Here is a 16,992-nt window from a genome sequence, read left to right as displayed (position 1 = left end):
GCACGCATGCTCAGCTGGGTGGTCCTAGTCATCTGGAACGCAAGTTCGTCACATTAGTTGATAGCTCGAATCTCTACAGAGGAGAGTGCTCGTGGCGAATGCAGGTGAGCGAGGCCGGCCGATCGCGCCGTTGGCGCTGAGTCAGCAAGGGCGGGCGTACTTGGAGAGGCAGGTTCGTCGTCATCGTGTTGCCCGGTCGCTATCTGAGCGATGCCGCGCGATCCTGCGATGCGCGGATGGCTTGCCAAGCAAGTCTGTGGCTCCAGAACTCGGCCTCCACGAACATACCGTTGGCAAGTGGCGTCGCCGGTTTTGAAGGATCGCTGTGATGGCCTGCTTGACGAGGCCCGCCCTGGCCGTCCTCGAACCATCAACGACGATCAGGTTGCTGAGGTAATCGAGCGGACATTGCGTACGACGCCCACCGACGCGACGCACTGGTCGATCCGTTCGATGGCTGCGGAAACTGGCTTTTCCCACACCACGATCCGCCGAATGTGGGCGGCATTCGGCCTGCAGCCGCACCGTAGCCAGACATTCAAGCTGTCGAGCGATCGGCTGTTCGTCGACAAGGTCCGCGATATCGTCGGCCTTTACATGTCCCCGCCGAACCGAGCCCTTGTCCTCAGCATCGATGAGAAAAGTCAGAGTCAGGCACTCGATCGCGAGCAGCCAGTCTTGCCAATGATGCCTGGGGTGCCGGAACGTCGCACGCACAGCTATGTGCGGCATGGTACGACCACGCTGTTTGCAGCACTTGATGTTGCGTCCGGGTTCATCATCGGCAAATGCTACAAGCGCCATCGGGCAGTCGAGTTCTTGAAATTTCTCAAAGAGATCGATGGTCAAGTCCCTGAAGGGCTCGATGTTCATATCGTCATGGACAACTACGCCACCCACAAGACACCCAAGATCAAAGCGTGGCTCGCTCGCCGGCCCCATTATCACGTCCACTTCACGCCGACTTCCGCGTCATGGATCAATCAGGTCGAGCGCTGGTTCGCTGAACTCACCAGAAAGCAGATCCAGCGAGGTGTCCACACTTCCGTCAGGCAGCTCGAAGCCGACATCCGTGCCTTCATCGACCTGCACAATAAAAATCCAAAGCCCTTCAAATGGACCAAGTCCGCAGACCAGATTTTGGCTTCCGTCAAACGCTTCTGCCACAAAGCCCAGCAAACTTTATGTGGCGAACTTTAGATTCACGTGACTAGCTGTCAGCCGCAGAATGGTAGGCGATGCAGGACACATAGTGCATCTTGGCTGGTGCTATGACCGCGGCGAGCTTGATGTCGGAAAGGGCGAGGGTAAGTGCGTCGCCGAATATGAGTAAAGATCGCGCCGCGCGAGCCCACGGTCACTTACACAGTCGAGCTGCGTTTCCTCAAAAGAGGCGCCGCGCTTGCAACATCGGGAAAAAAGTTACCAGCTGCCGCGCTGCACGTGAAGAGCATTCAAGACAAGTTGCAGGCTACGTTTACGCGCATCACCCTTGAACTGCTCCGGCGAGGACATCCTTTAAAGTAAAGTATGTCGCAAACCATGAAGCTGCCGGCCAGGGGGCGAGCAGTGACGGCTGCGGCGACATCACAGGTCTGACTGACCGCAGAGAAGCTGCGAACTTCTCGAAGTTGCGCTGCCACGCTCTTCCTATTTTGGGGAAATTAGATAGAAGCTGCGATATTTCATTCATGAGATCCTGCACCTCTCATTCGTTAGTAACTCCTGATCACCGACATGCTCCGCCGGCTGGCAGCGCTTCCGCGCAAGTGCGAGACTCTTTGAACAACGGGCACGAACAGCAATGTCGCGCGCGTGGATGGTCGCTTGACGGGCGAGTCGCGATCGTGACTGGAGCGGCGGGAGGGCTTGGCAAGGCCATCGTTATCGAACTATCTGAACGCGGGGCGGACGTGGACGGTGTGGACATCTTTGGCGAGGGTATGCGTCGGCATCAAGGATCTACTGACCGACGCCGACGGCCTGTTCTGCATGCGGATCTGTCCAGTCCGAGCGGGAATCGGGACATGGTTGCCCATGTACTTGCGACTGCTGGACGTCTCGACATCCTCGCATTGAACGCTGGATGTCAGTTCGGCGCACCGCTCGATCATTTTCTGGACCCCGAATGGGAACGCCTTCGAGCTGTGATGCTGAACGGACCGTTTTTCGCGCTAAAGGCGGCGTGGCCGGCTTTGGCGAGATCCCCCGGTGGTCGCGTTGTGGTCACGGCATCAACGGCAAGCTTCCGAGGGGCTGCCCGGAAGGCCGCGTATGTTGCCGCAAAGCACGGAGCTCTCGGTCTGGTCCGCGTTGCCGCGCCTGAAGGATCTGCGCTGCCTGACTGTCAATGCCGTTGCACCGGGATGGATGTGGCACGATGCGTGGTCAGGTAGAGGTTCAGGCGGTCGCGCGTCGCAACCAAGCAATCGCTTCGTAGACGTTCACGAGTTGGCCGCAGCCGTAGGCTTTCTAGCGAGCCCTTGTGCTTCCGGAGTCAATGGCGTTTGCGTACCCATTGATCTGGGTGCGAGTGCCTAGGGGCCGTCACTGCTGATATCTGCGATCACTGATGAGGAGCGCGCTAGCTGTAATTGCGCCGAGCCACAGGCCGAAACTTATTTCTTACGCCGACCTTGACCCCAGCCTCCGATGTACGCAAGCCGCGTTGAAGAACTCGAAAGGTCATCGTCGCCGTCAAAATGGACGAGGAAGCCCGAGTGGCCAGCCAATCGCTTTTCTGATGACCGCCGGGAATCAGGCGCAGAGCGGTCATTTCCGAAATGGCGCTCGGCCTGATCGAGGACAATCGCGCAACTGCGCTTGGCGGCCTGCACGTCGTGAGCTTCGATACCGTCGCCGGTTTCGAAACGCTGGCAGCGTGGGCGCGGGAACCGAGGAAGCCGATCTTCGCGATGAAAGCTGGTCGTTCTGAGCAGGCGCGTCAGGCGACAGTTCGCATTCCGCCTCGCTTGCCGGCTCTTACGCCGCACCTGGCGCCTTCCTGAGGTGCCTCGGAATCCCCCGCGTCGATTCCATTTCCACCTTCATCGAGACGCTAAAGCTTTTGCACGTCATCGGACCGCTGGCTAGCTACCGTCTGTCGTCGCTGAGCTACGGCGGGCTAGTATTTTGGGGTCGGATCCATTCGAACAGGCCCTGCCGAACTATCACAAAGGGATTGTCATTGCGAAGCGGGCACTCGGCTTTGTTCAGCAAAGATCTTCCCTGCCGCGTCCAGCCAGTTGGCTTTCGGAGAGAGCCCAAAGACTGTGAAAATTCTAAAGACCGTGAAAATTCTGATGTCATCAAGTACCTTTCGGGCTTCGAATTCGAAGGGATTTCTGATGTTCAAACGACGCGGTATCTGTGATCAGACATACGTCTAGCCATCTCAAACAACATTTATGGGGGATACGCGCCGGGCTCAGCGTCGATTAGACGGGCGGACATCGAAGCGATGGTCGGCGACTCGTTTCTCGGGCTCTGACGGTCGTGGGATTTCCAACGACGGCGTCGACCGGAATTCTTGACGACTTGAACCGTATGGCGTTCCCGTGTCGCTGGTGACCGAGCAATCATGCTCGACTGCCATAAGGCACTCCCCGAACGTCCGGCCTCAGCGGTTCGTCAAGCTGAACTCGATCAATGGCGTCCCAACACACCAGGTCCTTTTCGGCCAAGCGTCGAGCGCCGCCTTCGTGGACTTCAATGATATAGCCCATCGATTGCTGCAAAGCTTCCAAACCGATTGTCGGACATGCGATACACGTCGCAAAACCAACAGCCGTGATTTGAAAACTGCAGCATTGTCAGTGAGGGACTTGGCTGGCATGCGAGTTGCTAAATCATGTTCGAGGGGGCAGGCATCAGGCATAGTGAGATCAAAATATGTCCAATCTTACGGAGAGCGCAAGTCTAGTCGGTGAAGAACGCGCTGCACGTCAATTCACCCGCTCCCCCGATCAAGGTGGAGAACTGGCTGCGTGGCCAGCGCCTCATCAACTTCCAGCCCGGGAAGTGTACATCTTCAAATATTGGGCAACTGATGCCGGCCATTTATTGAGGTGATGCCCCATCTGGTGCCCCTGCAAGAGAAATAAGAAGGCAGCGGACTTGAGGTCGTCTGAATCTAGTACAAACTACTCCGCGCCTGAAATGAGCAAAGGTCTGATTTCGACGCTGTTTTTGTGCGCACCACCCCTCAGTCTTCGAGCGAAAAGGTGCGCTAATTCACTCTATCGTAGTGGCGGCCGAGTCACTGGCCGTAGTCGTCAATGGAAGCCTGCGTGGGCGGCTGTTGAGAGCAAGGGGGAACCCAACTTGGTAATTCAATCGCGAGCGCGCTGCGAGACCGCCAGCTTCGATTTCCTCGGCTCTACCGAAACAAATGTAGTCGACGGCTTCACACTGGCTGCGGTCGGTGATGTCATGATGAGGCGGCCTCATACCATTGTTCAGGCGGCCACCTTGAGTCCAGTCGCCAAGATCCTGCAGGACGCCGATGTCAGTTTTGGGAACCTTGAAACAAATTTAACTGATCTCAGGACCTCGAAGGGAGGACCGACCGTCAACGGGGATGCCTATCACGTCGCGACGCCTGCCGTGGCCCCTGACCTAAAAGCCGTTGGTTTCAACATGATGGCACGTGCGAACAACCATGCCTACGACTGGGGTATCGAAGGTATGCGGGAAACAACCGAAGTGCTCGACCAGATAGGTATCGTTCATGCGGGCTCAGGTGAAAATTTGGCTCAAGCCGCGGCCCCTCATTTTTTGGAGACCCGCCGCGGCCGCATCGGACTCATCTCGTTAACCATGACTTTCCCTTCGGCCTCCCGGGCTGCCGATGCAGCGGGTCAGGCGCCAGGCAGACCCGGACTAAGCGCGCTTCGCCTGACGCGAATTGTTGTAGTGGCGCCAGACATGCTGGAGAGCCTGCGTCGGATCCGCAACGGGCTACCCGGACCGATTGAAGAAGGTGGGAACCCAAATCAGGTCGTTGTGGCTGACACCGTCTACCGCGCGGGGAACAAAATAGGATACAGTTTCGAGCCCAACGCACACGATGAGACGACGATCTTGCGCAACATCCGTGAGGGGAAGCAACTTTCGGACTTTTTGATCGTTAGCAACCACGATCACAATCCTGGCAACTGGAGTGAAGTGCCCTCGGACTACGCACAGGTCTTTGCGCGCAAGACGATCGATGTCGGAGCCGATGCGCATATCGCCCACGGACCACACATCTTGCGCGGAATCGAAATCTACAAGGGCCGCCCGATCTTTTATAGTCTGGGGAACTTCCTCTTCGACAATCTAAATCCCGTCGAGGGTGCAGATTATTTTGAATATTATGGCCTGGATCCAAGAAAAGACACGGTACCCGATGTGATTGCGGCTGCTATGAAGGGCGATTTCGCCAATCCCGTTTATTACGAAAGTGTTGTAGCCGTAAGTCGATTCGAACAGAATCAGCTTGTCGAACTTCGTCTCTTTCCGATCGAGTTGAACTTCACGAAGAGGCTGGCCGATCGAGGAGTGCCGCGCCTTGCCCCGCCTGCGCACGGACAAGCCATTCTTGAGCGTCTCCAAAGGCTGTCAGAACCATACGGAACGCATATTGCCATAGAAAGCGGTGTCGGCGTGATAAGGCTCCGTTCAGCGGCTACCTCCGTCGAGACAAGCGTCAAGCCCACTGTCGGAACGCGTTAATGCGCGGGTTTGCGGACTTCGGATGCTTGCGAGCACTATATCGGGAGGGGTAGTCATGTCGGCACGCGCCATTGCGAGTGATATCATCTCGCTTCCAATCGCGAGGACTATGTGAAGCGCGCCACCGCTCGGGAATGGGTGAGGTGTGCGCTTCGTCTTCGTAAACTAACCCTATCGCCCGTCTGTACTCGCGCCTGAACGCCTCGTCAGCAAGCCTGATGCCGCGACGCCGGGCGTGGCAGCAGCGCCGAGAAACTCGAAGATGTCCTAGTCATCTGGAACGCAAGTTGGTCACATTATATGATAGCTCGAATCTCTCGATAGAGGAGAGCGCTTGTGACGAATGCGGGTGTGAGAGGCCGGCCAATCGAGCCGTTGGTGCTGAGTGCGCAGGAGCGAGCGTACTTAGAGAGGCAAGTTCGGCCCGGTCGCTATCTGAGCGGTGCCGCGCGATCCTGCGGTGTGGATGGCTTGCCAAGCAAGTCCGTGGCTGCCGAACTCGGCATCCATGAACACACCGTTGGCAAGTGGCGCCGCCGATTTCTGAAGGATCGCTGTGACGGCCTCCTTGACGAAGCCCGCCCTGGCCGCCCTCGCACCATCAACGACGATCAGGTTGCGGCTGTGATCGAGCGGACGCGCACGACGCCGGCCGATGCGACGCACTGGTCGATCCGATCGATGGCTGCGGAAACTGGCTTTTCCCACACCACGATCCGTCGAACGTGGGCGGCGTTCGGCTTGCAGCCGCACCGCAGCCAGACATTCAAGCTGTCGAGCGATCCGCTGTTCGTCGACAAGGTGCGCGATATCGTCGGCCTTTACCTATCCCCACCCGTTCTCAGCATCGATGAGAAGAGCCAGATTCAGGCGCTCGATCGCGAGCAACCGATGATGCCGGGCGTGCCGGAACGTCGTACGCACGGCTATCTGCGGCATGGTACGACCACGCTGTTTGCAGCACTCGATATCGCCTCGGGGTTCGTCATCGGCAAATGCTACAAGCGCCACCGGGCAGTTGAGTTCTTGAAGTTTTTAAAGGAGATCGATGCTCAAGTTCCTGAAGGGCTCGATGTCCATATCGTCATGGACAACTACGCCACCCACAAGACACCCAAGGTCAAAGCGTGGCTCGCCCGCCGCCCGCATTATCATGTCCACTTCACGCCGACTTCCGCGTCATGGATCAATCAGGTCGAGCGCTGGTTCGCTGAACTCACCAGAAAGCAGATCCAGCGAGGTGTTCACACCTCGTCAGGCAGCTTGAGGCCGACATCCGCTCCTTCATCGACCTGCACAACAAAAACCCGAAGCCCTTCAAATGGACCAAGTCCGCAGACCAGATTTTGGCTTCGGTCAAACGCTTCTGCCACAAAGCCCAGCAGACTTTATGTGGTGAACTTTAGATTCACGTGACTAGAGCGAAAATTCCTTATTGATCTCCTCGGTCCTGACGCGGTTGCCAACATTGCGCAGCGTTGGACTGAAATGGGCAGATGCGAGCAGACCCGCGACCACAGCGGACTGTAGGAGAAATGGACCCGGTGCGAAAACCTCGTAGAGGCTCACCGCGAACGGCGCGAACAGCACGTTCACGCCGTTGAGGGCACCGATAGCTCCGGCTACGCGGGCCTGCTCCTTTATCGGAAGGAAAGGGACGCACCGACGATGAATCGTGGTCGGGCCAAGGAGAAGCCGAGGCGAGCCAAGGCATACCCCACGATGACCGTGGCACATTCAGCTACTCGCAGCAGGCCGCGGATGGGAGGTCAGGTTGCTCGTTTTGTCGATGATCAGAAAACCCAACGTCTGTGCCAGCGCATTCTGACAGACCAAGAGCAGGAAGCTGTAAGCGATGAAGGGGCAAAGTTGCAGCGAAGCCACAGCTGTTCACGCGACGTCTTATCACTCCGAAACGGCGGCTTCGTTACGAAGATCGGCGCCTCATCTAGATAGAGCGCGACGACGACGATCATTATCACGGCGATCAGGGCAAACGCATACAAGGGGCCTGCGAATCCAAAGACGCCAATGATGAAGAGCGGCGCCAGCACTGGGCCAACCAGGGTGCCAAGGCTGCACGCCCCAGGGATGCTCGACATCCACCTCGTGCGCTCGGCGGGGCACGTCCGCTCCGCGATATAGGTCTGACTCGCCGGGCTGCTGCCGAGCCAAAGAGCCCGTAGATCGCGCGACAGACCAGGAAAATCCGAAGACGATCGTGGGAGTTGCCAATTCGGCCAGGCCAGCGCTTACCATCAGACCACAGAGCGGAAACCGCCGGCAAGATCGACGATCATGAGTGGCTTACGAGCACGCCGATCCGATTCACGAGCCCAGAACGGTGAGGCGAGGGTTCATAACAGGGAGGAGAGCGAGAAAGTGGCCGCTACCAGCGAATCTGCGATGCCAATCGAACGCCCGATCGACGGAAGCACTGACTGCAATCCAGTGCTACACATTGCGGTAGTCATGGAAAGAAAGAAGATGATGGAGCGCGGCTAAACGTAGTCCTCGTCCGCTTACTTGCGAAAGTGTATTCCTGCGGCCGTGCGTCCCCAAGTCCGTCAAAAGGAAAGGCAAGCCATCGGAAGTGCAGTTTATGCGAGGTCCGCGGCCGAATTCGTGATGATCGCCCTTCGGCATCTTGATCGGAAATCAGACGAAACTCTGCTAAATCTGATCCGACTTCACCGCAGATTGGGCGATGTTTGATTCGAGCGGCATCCTGGCGATTTCGGAAACCTAGACATCTCTTCCGTGGCCGCTGACATTCAGCCTGAGCTCGGTATCAATAATAGAGATCTTTCCGTTAACCGAGCGCAATTGGTCAGTCTTTGAGGGCCTATTCCCGTTTGCGGATGTCCATTCAGACGGATTTTATCCACGGCTCGGTGTGGGCGAAGTTTCGCTGCTAATCTCGTCAAGAGCTCCGGTTGGCATTGCATATCTAGGCCTCGCATGAGCTGCAAGAGGGCTCGTGCCAGACCCCGAACTATCAGACATCCCCAAAGGAGACACGACTAGTTGCGGGTCGAAAACGAATTTTGTGAGCGTTCATCCACCAACCCGTCGCTCTTAAGCGTAGCCTATTTCAGCGCGTGCGGGTTGACGGGCGAGCCAAAGCCGCCAGTAACTTCCAGAGGCGGGGCAGCAAGCAGGAAGCTGTAGCGACCGTCGGCGGCGCAGTCGGCGGCCAATGCCTCTAGATCGAACATCTCGCCTAGCGGCATGCCCATGTCGCGCAGCGCCAGCATGTGGAAGGCGAGCGGCATTTCCGAACCCATCGCCTCGGCGTCCAATATCTCCACAGCCATATTGTCTGCAGCTACGGCAGCCAGCGACTTGTCATGAGCCCACTCAGCGCAAGTATAGCTGAGGCCCGGTTGCACCCCCATAAAGCGGTCGCGGTCCTCGTCCGCCGTGAACCACAGCATGTGGCCGCTGTGCACCAGAAGGATGTCGCCGGCGCCGACGCTTACGCCTTGCTCCTCGCATGCGGCGTTCAGATCATCCACCGTGATCGCGTAGTTGAGCGGCAGCCGTTCGACTCCCTTTAGCCGTGCAATATCGACGAGCACGCCGCGCGAAACGATGCCGGGGGTTGCCAGATGGTTGATGCCCATCTTGAGCGCGCCGTTCTCCGTGAGGCATTCGCGCGCGTTGCAGCCATTGTAAAGGTGACCGTCGTAGTGAACGTGGCCCAGCGCGTCCCATTGCGTTGAACACTGCAGGGGCATGTGGATGACGTCATCGGAGTAGCAGACTCCTTGCGCGCCAGGGCCCATCGGAGTGAAAAGGTCTGTCGCGTAGACCATCGGATTGAACCGCTTATGTCCTAGCTGCGGCCCATTCCGATCAAACCGCAGGCCGAGGTTGAAGAGCTTGCCGTCGCGCACTTCGCCCGCCGCATTCTTCAGCGTTTCTGGCCCAATGTGGTTAAGTGTGCCCCGCTGGTCCGCTTCCCCCCACCGCCCCCAGTTGCGCAGCTGGTCGGCAAGGTAGTCAAAATTGGCAGGCCGCATGGCCGGTTCCTTTTTCGCTGCAGAATATTGGGCAGCTTGGAGCTATTAGATGAAATGCCCGTCGCTTGCTCGGCATTCTTCATTGAGATGTCGGCGCACCGGAGTCGCTGTGCCAGCATGAAGTGCCGCTGCTGCCTGAGAATTTTACTGCTTCACAGCGGTTCTGCCCGCCCTAAATCAGATGGCGTCGTACCGAAATTATGCGTGCGAGCGCAACCATACGCAGCTTTTCGCACAAGCAACGCCAGCATTGTGAGGCGCTCAGAATACGATTGATCGGCGACGCTACAGCGTGACTAAATCCATGGTAGCAAGCTCTCGGAGGTTCAAGTAGCGGTCGCGCTAAAGACGCGGCAGCCGGGCATCTCGCGCAGAGTTCCGTCGATTGGCTGCAAAACTAAGCTCGGAACGCGTGCATCGAATTGGTAAGTTTGGGCCAAGTAAAATGCCATGGAGGAAATAAGCAATGGTGGCCCAACAGCCTGAAGTAGCTCCTGTATCAAAAGTCAGTCTCTCGGCAGCGCTCGGGATGGCTACTGCATCATTCCGGACGTCTTGTCGCCTAGTGAAGTTGCCCAAGTCCGCCAGCGCATGTCGAGCGGGCCGCAGCCGAAAAGCCCTCGGCTGGGCGCGCGAAGATGCCGGCCCGACCCAACTCAAAGGATATTGGAAGATCCGAGGGGCGCGCTGACTGAGAACGTTTCCGAGATCAAAGGAGGCGTGAACCAGCGAATGAATCTGCTGCTCAATAAGGGAAAGATCCTGCGCGACCTGGTGACCCACCCCGTCGCCCTCGAGCTTGCCGAACATGTTCTGGGTGCCAATTTCCTCCTAAGCTCCTTCACGGCGAACATTGCCAAAAAAGGCGGAATGCTCGAGCCGCTCCATCGTGACAATTGGTGGCATCCGGTGCCCGCCTGTCAAGGGGAGGCTTATGTCAGAGTCGGTGATCGGGAGCGCTACACGCAGGACAGTGCGCCAAAGGGCACAACCATGCCGCCCTGCGGGTGCAACGTGATCTGGTTGCTGACGGACTTCACGGAGGAGAATGGAGGCACACGCCTCGTACCCGGCTCCCATCTGCTGCCGGTTGGTCCAGAGAGTTCCGTGCCTTACAAGGTGCCGACCATTGCGGCGACCGGCAAGGCCGGCAGTATCGTCTTCTTTGATGGAAGGTTATGGCACGGCACGGGTCAGAACCTCACGGATGAACCGGGGATTGGATTATTGACCTTCTACGTCGGTCCGCAATTCAGGCAGAATGAGAACTTCTTTCTCGGCCTAGATCCTGCCGTCCTCGAACAGAGTCCGGAAAGGGTGCTCGATCTGCTCGGCTATACAACTTGGTTTTACTTCGGGCAGACCGATGCGCTGTCCTCCCGGAAGCGCTTGCGTGCGCGGGAGCTCTGGATCCCCGAGCTGCGCCTCAAGACACGGTAATAGGACAGCACACTAGTTTGCCAGCGTTTCGCGACGTGTACCTTATACCCGCCGGCGCCGATCAAATCGCGGCGCGATCGAGTTCGCGATCGCGCCGCTATCAGTGGTGGGTCGCCAGAATGACAAAGGTGCGTAGCCGTTCAATTCCTGTCTCACAGATCAAGGCGTCGCTTAACCGCATCAAGTTGCGTAACCGGGACTTAGGCGATCGAGGCGGCGCTTGAGAGCCGCCCAAGGATGTGGATTCCTATTGTAGCCTTCGCGTTGAAACTGCTCCGCGGTGTGGGAAGCGATCTTATCAGAGGGTAAAGCGATCCTTTGTCCACCCTGCGCAGCCGCGATCTGGATCCGGCAGGATTGCTCTAAGAGGTACATGTTAAGGAACGCTTCGGAGATGGTACGGCCAACTGTGAGCAAGCCGTGATGCTTGGGGATCATCACGTCCTTAGTCCCGAGATCGCGCACGAGACGCTCGCGCTCGCCAAGATCGAGCGCGACGCCTTCATAATTGTGATACGCGATATCGCCATAGAAGCACATCGATTTTTGGTTCAATGGAAGCAGTCCCTGTTCTTGAGCAGCAACTGCCATTCCTGCCAAGGTGTGCGTGTGAATTACGCATTGGGCATCATCACGCGCCATTGCACGGCCGAGTGAATCGTGAAGCCCGCGTTGCTTATCTTGGCCTCGTCCTCTTTCTGAATGGCATGCCCATCCGGATCGACGACGACAAGACTAGAGGCCGTGATTTCGTCGAACATCATTCCGTAGGGGTTGAGCAAAAAACGATGCGTCTTACCAGGCAAGCGCGCTGACAGGTGCGTGGAGATCAAGTCGTCCATGCCGAAATGGGCGATCAGGCGATAGGCTGCAGCCAAATCGCAGCGGATCTCCCACTCCTGTGAGGCGTCGTTAAGCATGGTCGCTACTCCTCAAGCGCGGTTAGGAATGCGAAGGATCATAGCGGCGGGTAAAGCCAAACTTTCATTGATGAATGCCGTTCGGTCGTGGATATTCCGCTTGTGGCAGAAGAATTAGCAGGTTTCATGCGTTTTGACATTCCCCGAAACTTCTGAAGCTGTTGGAGTTTGCGTCGCAATACTCCTCCCGAAACAGCATCAGCGTCACGTTCGAGTGCAGCTCGCGATGCACGGGCGCCCAGTCCGGATGTGGACTCTCGTCGCTGGGCCGATCGGAAGGCGGCGGAAACAGGCTGTCCTCGAGGTGGACGTCGTCATCCAGCTCCGGCGGCAACGGCCAGGTCAGACCGGCGCGCCGGGCTCGGTTGAGGTATTTGCTGACCGTGCCCTGGGCCAGACCGAGGCTGCGGGCAACGAAGAGGTGCATCGGTTGCTACAATCGCGATGATGGAACCGTACTCACCGCCCCAGAGGCGATCGATGTTAGATGCCGTCCTACTGGTACTCCAAGAATATTGAGGAGCGGTCGAATGCTAAAGTTCGCTTGTACCGGGCATCCGACTGTATAGCTGTCACCGAATAGCCCACGAGGCGGGACGACGTTCCCGTGCCTCCCTTAAACTCGAAGCAGATCATTCCAGTTCCGCCACCAATGCTCAGCTTGAATCGAAGTTAGGATCATTCATGTCGGCATCTTAGGTGTCGCGCGGATGCCATCCGCGAAGGTTCTCCCGTAGCACCTTTGTCCACAAATCTAATCCAGCTTCCGGGCTCGAGCCGGTGATGATCCCAATTCTGGGTCTTGCGACATACCTCCCGAGAGCGGACATTCGACCGTTCGCGACGAGCGTTCGGATCGTGCGAGACGAATGAGTTCATCACACTCGATGACGCAGCCGGTCTTGACGCACGGCCAGACACGGTGCAATTGCGGAACTCATTCCGCAGTGGCGCGAGTTTTCAGGCGCACTTGGCGCAATCTGTCGCTCGCCCTCAGGGTACGATGCCCTCATCGAGGCGGGTTTGCTGCAGACGCCGCCCGACATCCACATCGATTTGATCGTCATCAAGCGCAAACTAGGTCTACCTGTCGGGTCCAAATACTCCCGAGCAACCCGCGTACAACAGGGCGCGCGCTCGTCGGCCGCACCGACGCCGAACGCACTTCTGGATTTCGAGGACTCGGTTCGGATGGCGTTCTAGCCGGTAGCCCGGGCCGCCGCGCCACACCCATCGGCGTCGTGTCCCCGACGATCCGAGGCGTTTGCTCCAGGTCTCATCGCTTTGCAGAGTTGCGCCTTCGTTCGGAAGTGTGATGCAGGATTCCGCCGTGCGTTGCGAGCAATTGCGTGAAAAGTGGCTTTGTCGACATGCTACCGTCGTCCGACGTTCAACGTGGATATGCGCCTCTTGAACCTTCCACAAGGGCGTGGATGTGCCGGGCGCCTAATCCTTCGCGAGGGGGCGAAACATGACGATTTCTCGGCGCAGTCTTTTTAAAGCGGGCATGCTCACGGGAGCAGCCCTCTCAGTTCCGTCCATCCTGCGGGCGCAAACAGTGCCGTCTGCTGCGCGGACAGTAAAAATGCAGAATGGCCAGATTACCAACTTCGACCCATATTCCAACTCCACTTATAAAACTGTCGACCATGGCTTGGCAATTTACGACATGTTGTTTGCTCTCGACTCTAAATTCTCGCCTCAGCCGCAAATGGTCGGAAAGTGGGGCGTTTCCGACGACAAGAAGACCTATACGTTCGAGCTCCGGGATGGCTTGGGATTCCACGATGGAACTCCTGTCACTGCTGCGGATTGCGTGGCCTCGATTCGCCGCTGGGGTCAGACTGCCGGCGGAAGGTTGGTGATGGATCGCACGAAGGATGTCTCCAAAAAAGATGAGAAGACATTGGCGATAACCCTCAGAGAACCGCTGGAGCTATTGCTCGATCAAATGGCGCGTTCGACAGCTGCTGCGCTGTTCGTCATGCGCGAGAAGGATGCGGACAACCCCGCGACGCGGCCGGTGACTACCCATATCGGATCGGGGCCGTTCAAGTTCAACGAGGCGCTTTTCCGGCCGGGCGTGAGGTACGTCTACGATCGGAATGAAAAGTACGTCCCGCGTCAGGAGCCGCCCAGCGGATTGGCCGGCGGTAAGATCGTCAAGGTAGATCGCGCCAGCTGGGAATCTGTCGATGTCCAGACGGCCTTGGCCGCCTTGCAGGCGGGCGAGCTCGATTATGTGAGCGACCCGCTGGCCGATTTTTATCCCATGATCGAAAACGATCCCAATCTCGTGCTTGAAGATCTACACCGTTCAGGCGATAACTATTATCTCTACATAAACTTTTTGCAGAGGCCCTTCGACAACGTGAAGGCGCGCCAAGCGTTGCTTCATCTTGTCGATCAGGACGCGTACATGCGCGTTCTTAATCGAAATCCAAAGTACAATCGTCCCATAACATCGTTGTTTGGAACCGACACGCCGTATGTCAATGATGACAACACCGGATGGTACAAAAAAGGCGGTGATCCTGAAAAGGCCAAGCAGCTCCTCAAAGAGGCCGGATATGCTGGCGAGAAGGTGATAATTCTCCAACCGACAAACTGGGCTGCGGGTAGTAATACTGCGCAGCTTCTAGCGCTCACGCTGCGCAAAATTGGGGTTAATGCCGAGCTTGCGCCGAGTGACTGGGCTGCGCTTATACAGCGCGCGACGAACCAGGGGCCCGTCGAGAATGGCGGCTGGAACATCTACCCGACGAGCAGTATCGATTTCAGTTTCGGTGCTCCGCTCTCCTCGGCGCACATGCTTCTGGATGGCAAAGGCAATGGCTGGCGGAAGAATGACCAATACGAGGCTCTTCGGGTCCAGTGGGCTGATAGCACGCTCGAAGAGCGGAAGCTGCTGGCTCGCAAGATGCAGCAAATCTGGTGGGACGACGTCGGCTTCGTTTTCTTGGGGCAAACTATTACGCCCATTGCGCGCCGGAAGACGCTCACGGGCCTTATAAGCTATCCGGCACTTCTCCCGATGTGGAATATGCAGACAGGGTCTAAGGCGTGATGGGCGCTTATGTCCTGCGCAGATTGATCGCGGCCATCGCTGTCATGGCGATCGTCGGGATTTTCATCTTCTTGCTTCTGAGGTTGGTGCCCGGTGATGCCGCAGCCATGCTCGCTGGCGATCGTGCGACGCCAGACATGGTTGCCGGTATCCGCGAACAATTGGGACTGAACGCACCACTGTCGGTTCAGTTCATCTATTGGGCGCTGGGTATCCTTCGCGGCAATTTCGGCAATTCGACTTTTGCCGGGCTGCCAGTTCTCACCTTGATCTCGCAGCGCCTCGAACCAACTTTATCGCTCGCAATCCTGACGATGATCCTTTCAGCCACGGCGGGGGTGTCCTTCGGCATTTTCGCCGCGTGGCGCGCCGGCGGCTTTGTCGATCGGACGCTAACCGCGTTCTCCGCCTTTGGTTATTCTGTTCCGGTATTTGTCATTGGCTATTTCCTCTCATATGTTTTCGCCCTCAAAGCAAGCTGGCTGCCGGTCCAGGGATATGTGTCTATAGACCATGGGCTCGCGCCGTGGTTCATGCATTTGATTCTGCCGACTGCGGCCTTGAGTTTGTCCTACATTGCCTTTATCGCGCGGATTACTAGGACAAGCATGCTGGAAGTCCTGTCGGAAGACTACATGCGGACAGCGGCGGCCAAGGGCGCCTCAACTTATGCCATGCTTTTCCACCATGCTCTGAAGAATGCGGGCGCCCCGATCCTCACGGTTATCGGCCTAAGCTTCGCCTACCTGATCGGTGGCGTGGTGATTACAGAAACGGTGTTCAATTTGCCTGGTATTGGGCGTTTGGTCGTCGATGCAATCAATAACCGTGACTATCCAGTTATTCAGGGCGTGCTGATCCTTGCTTCTGGACTTTACGTCCTCATTAATCTCGCAGTCGATCTTGCTTACACACTGGTCGATCCTCGTATCCGGTATTGATATGACCTTGCTTTCTGTATCGATTGACGCTCCGCCGCAGGCTTGGCCGCGAGTATCCGATCTTCCCCGTTTCGCAAAGCGACACCCTTCTGTGCTTGCCGGCGGCGGCGTGTTGACATTGGTAATCATCATGGCGCTTTTTGCTCCGGTTTACGCCGGAAGCCCAATGAACATGGACCCGTTTGAAACGCTCAAACCTCCTTCGTCGGCAATGTGGTTCGGGACTGATGGTTTGGGCCGCGATGTCTTTGCCCGAACGGTGTTTGGCGCCAGAGTATCGCTCATGGTGGGATCGATGGTGGTGGCGTGCGCGGCTCTGAGCGGACTTTTGATCGGTGTGATCGCCGGCTACAGCCGCCGCTTCGATAGTATTATTATGCGGGTCATGGATGGCTTGATGTCGATCCCGACCATTCTCTTGGCCATGGCGCTCGTTTCTCTCGCAGGCTCCGGGCTTGGTATCCTCATCGTCGCTATCACGATTCCCCAGATCCCAAGCACTGCGCGGTTGGTTCGTTCCGTAGTCCTGAGTGTTCGGGAGCGTCCCTACGTGGAGGCAGCGCTCTGCGGCGGTGCGCGCGTACCGAAGGTGCTGTGGCGGCATGTGCTCCCGAGCACTATTCCGGCGCTCATGGTCCAAAGCGCCAATATCTGCGCGGCCGCGATCTTGACAGAGGCTGGGCTGAGCTTCCTCGGCGCAGGCGTGTCGCCGGAGATCCCTAGTTTGGGCAATATGATCTCAAGTTCCCGCTTGTATCTCGGCATTGCCCCATTGACGGTCTTCGCCCCTGGCATCTGGCTTGCAATCATGGTCCTTGCCGTCAATCTGCTCGGCGATGGCCTGCGCGACTTGTTCGACCCACGTTTGAAGCGCAGACGCTGAC

General features: G+C 57.4%; 12 protein-coding genes and 3 pseudogenes. 9 read left to right on the top strand and 6 right to left on the bottom strand.

Annotation, left to right across the window (positions count from 1 at the left end):
* The first annotated feature begins 91 nt into the window (after positions 1–91).
* From IVA95_RS28505 to IVA95_RS28490, 4 genes and pseudogenes are all read left to right on the top strand, one after another.
* Positions 92–1,200: pseudogene (locus IVA95_RS28505) on the top strand (IS630 family transposase).
* Positions 1,201–2,722: 1,522 nt separating this feature from the next.
* A pseudogene (locus tag IVA95_RS28500) lies at positions 2,723–3,115 on the top strand (CoA-binding protein); the annotation flags it as partial.
* A gap of 1,208 nt (positions 3,116–4,323) precedes the next feature.
* The gene (locus tag IVA95_RS28495) at positions 4,324–5,715 is read left to right on the top strand and encodes a CapA family protein (protein ID WP_247513505.1); all 1,392 of its coding nucleotides are present in this window, start codon (positions 4,324–4,326) and stop codon (positions 5,713–5,715) included.
* 336 nt (positions 5,716–6,051) lie between these two features.
* Positions 6,052–7,121, top strand: a pseudogene (locus IVA95_RS28490) (IS630 family transposase).
* 10 nt (positions 7,122–7,131) lie between these two features.
* Here IVA95_RS28490 and IVA95_RS28485 read toward each other — a convergent pair.
* Positions 7,132–7,311, bottom strand: a complete 180-nt coding sequence (locus tag IVA95_RS28485) for a hypothetical protein (protein WP_247513504.1) — start codon at positions 7,309–7,311, stop codon at positions 7,132–7,134.
* A 1,493-nt stretch (positions 7,312–8,804) separates the two neighbouring features.
* On the bottom strand, positions 8,805–9,740 hold the full coding sequence (locus IVA95_RS28480) for a cyclase family protein (RefSeq protein WP_247513503.1): 936 nt from the start codon (positions 9,738–9,740) through the stop codon (positions 8,805–8,807).
* Positions 9,741–10,238: 498 nt separating this feature from the next.
* Between IVA95_RS28480 and IVA95_RS28475 the strand changes: the two genes are divergently transcribed.
* Positions 10,239–11,180, top strand: a complete 942-nt coding sequence (locus IVA95_RS28475; RefSeq protein ID WP_346658074.1) for a phytanoyl-CoA dioxygenase family protein — start codon at positions 10,239–10,241, stop codon at positions 11,178–11,180.
* Positions 11,181–11,360: 180 nt separating this feature from the next.
* Here the strand turns inward: IVA95_RS28475 and IVA95_RS39145 are convergent, their stop codons facing one another.
* The 4 genes from IVA95_RS39145 to IVA95_RS28460 form a co-directional block, all read right to left on the bottom strand.
* Entirely contained in the window at positions 11,361–11,822 is a 462-nt protein-coding gene (locus IVA95_RS39145; RefSeq protein ID WP_346658063.1) for a class II aldolase/adducin family protein, read from the bottom strand.
* Positions 11,795–12,100, bottom strand: a complete 306-nt coding sequence (locus IVA95_RS39140; protein ID WP_346658062.1) for a class II aldolase/adducin family protein — start codon at positions 12,098–12,100, stop codon at positions 11,795–11,797. The genes IVA95_RS39145 and IVA95_RS39140 overlap by 28 nt, the downstream gene beginning before the upstream one ends.
* Before the next feature lie 124 nt (positions 12,101–12,224).
* On the bottom strand, positions 12,225–12,527 hold the full coding sequence (locus IVA95_RS28465; RefSeq protein WP_247513501.1) for a hypothetical protein: 303 nt from the start codon (positions 12,525–12,527) through the stop codon (positions 12,225–12,227).
* Positions 12,528–12,595: 68 nt separating this feature from the next.
* Positions 12,596–12,736, bottom strand: a complete 141-nt coding sequence (locus tag IVA95_RS28460) for a hypothetical protein (protein ID WP_247513500.1) — start codon at positions 12,734–12,736, stop codon at positions 12,596–12,598.
* Between the two features lie 387 nt (positions 12,737–13,123).
* On the opposite strand from IVA95_RS28460, the gene IVA95_RS28455 reads away from it, so the two are divergent.
* The 4 genes from IVA95_RS28455 (at position 13,124) to IVA95_RS28440 (ending at position 16,991) form a co-directional block, all read left to right on the top strand.
* Positions 13,124–13,303 (top strand): hypothetical protein, encoded by a 180-nt coding sequence (locus IVA95_RS28455; protein WP_247513499.1) that lies wholly within the window; start codon positions 13,124–13,126, stop codon positions 13,301–13,303.
* 268 nt (positions 13,304–13,571) lie between these two features.
* A complete protein-coding gene (locus tag IVA95_RS28450) occupies positions 13,572–15,167 on the top strand; it encodes an ABC transporter substrate-binding protein (protein WP_247513498.1) in 1,596 nt (531 codons plus the stop codon).
* On the top strand, positions 15,167–16,108 hold the full coding sequence (locus tag IVA95_RS28445) for an ABC transporter permease (protein ID WP_247513497.1): 942 nt from the start codon (positions 15,167–15,169) through the stop codon (positions 16,106–16,108). The genes IVA95_RS28450 and IVA95_RS28445 overlap by 1 nt, the downstream gene beginning before the upstream one ends.
* A gap of 1 nt (position 16,109) precedes the next feature.
* Positions 16,110–16,991, top strand: a complete 882-nt coding sequence (locus IVA95_RS28440) for an ABC transporter permease (RefSeq protein ID WP_247513496.1) — start codon at positions 16,110–16,112, stop codon at positions 16,989–16,991.
* Position 16,992: the final 1 nt, after the last annotated feature.

The sequence above is a fragment of the Bradyrhizobium sp. 157 genome, from assembly GCF_023073815.1.
GTDB lineage: Bacteria > Pseudomonadota > Alphaproteobacteria > Rhizobiales > Xanthobacteraceae > Bradyrhizobium.
Note: the sequence above shows the minus strand (reverse complement) of the source record. Positions and strands in the feature narration are given on the sequence as shown.

What these genes read in the sequence shown, in the direction of transcription:
- IVA95_RS28465 (WP_247513501.1), bottom strand. Translation starts at nt 12,527, where the DNA reads ATGCACCTCTTCGTTGCCCGCAGCCTCGGTCTGGCCCAGGGCACGGTC.
- IVA95_RS28460 (WP_247513500.1), bottom strand. Translation starts at nt 12,736, where the DNA reads ATGATCTGCTTCGAGTTTAAGGGAGGCACGGGAACGTCGTCCCGCCTC.
- IVA95_RS39140 (WP_346658062.1), bottom strand. Translation starts at nt 12,100, where the DNA reads ATGCTTAACGACGCCTCACAGGAGTGGGAGATCCGCTGCGATTTGGCT.
- IVA95_RS28445 (WP_247513497.1), top strand. Translation starts at nt 15,167, where the DNA reads ATGGGCGCTTATGTCCTGCGCAGATTGATCGCGGCCATCGCTGTCATG.
- IVA95_RS28480 (WP_247513503.1), bottom strand. Translation starts at nt 9,740, where the DNA reads ATGCGGCCTGCCAATTTTGACTACCTTGCCGACCAGCTGCGCAACTGG.
- IVA95_RS28440 (WP_247513496.1), top strand. Translation starts at nt 16,110, where the DNA reads ATGACCTTGCTTTCTGTATCGATTGACGCTCCGCCGCAGGCTTGGCCG.
- IVA95_RS39145 (WP_346658063.1), bottom strand. Translation starts at nt 11,822, where the DNA reads ATGGCGCGTGATGATGCCCAATGCGTAATTCACACGCACACCTTGGCA.
- IVA95_RS28450 (WP_247513498.1), top strand. Translation starts at nt 13,572, where the DNA reads ATGACGATTTCTCGGCGCAGTCTTTTTAAAGCGGGCATGCTCACGGGA.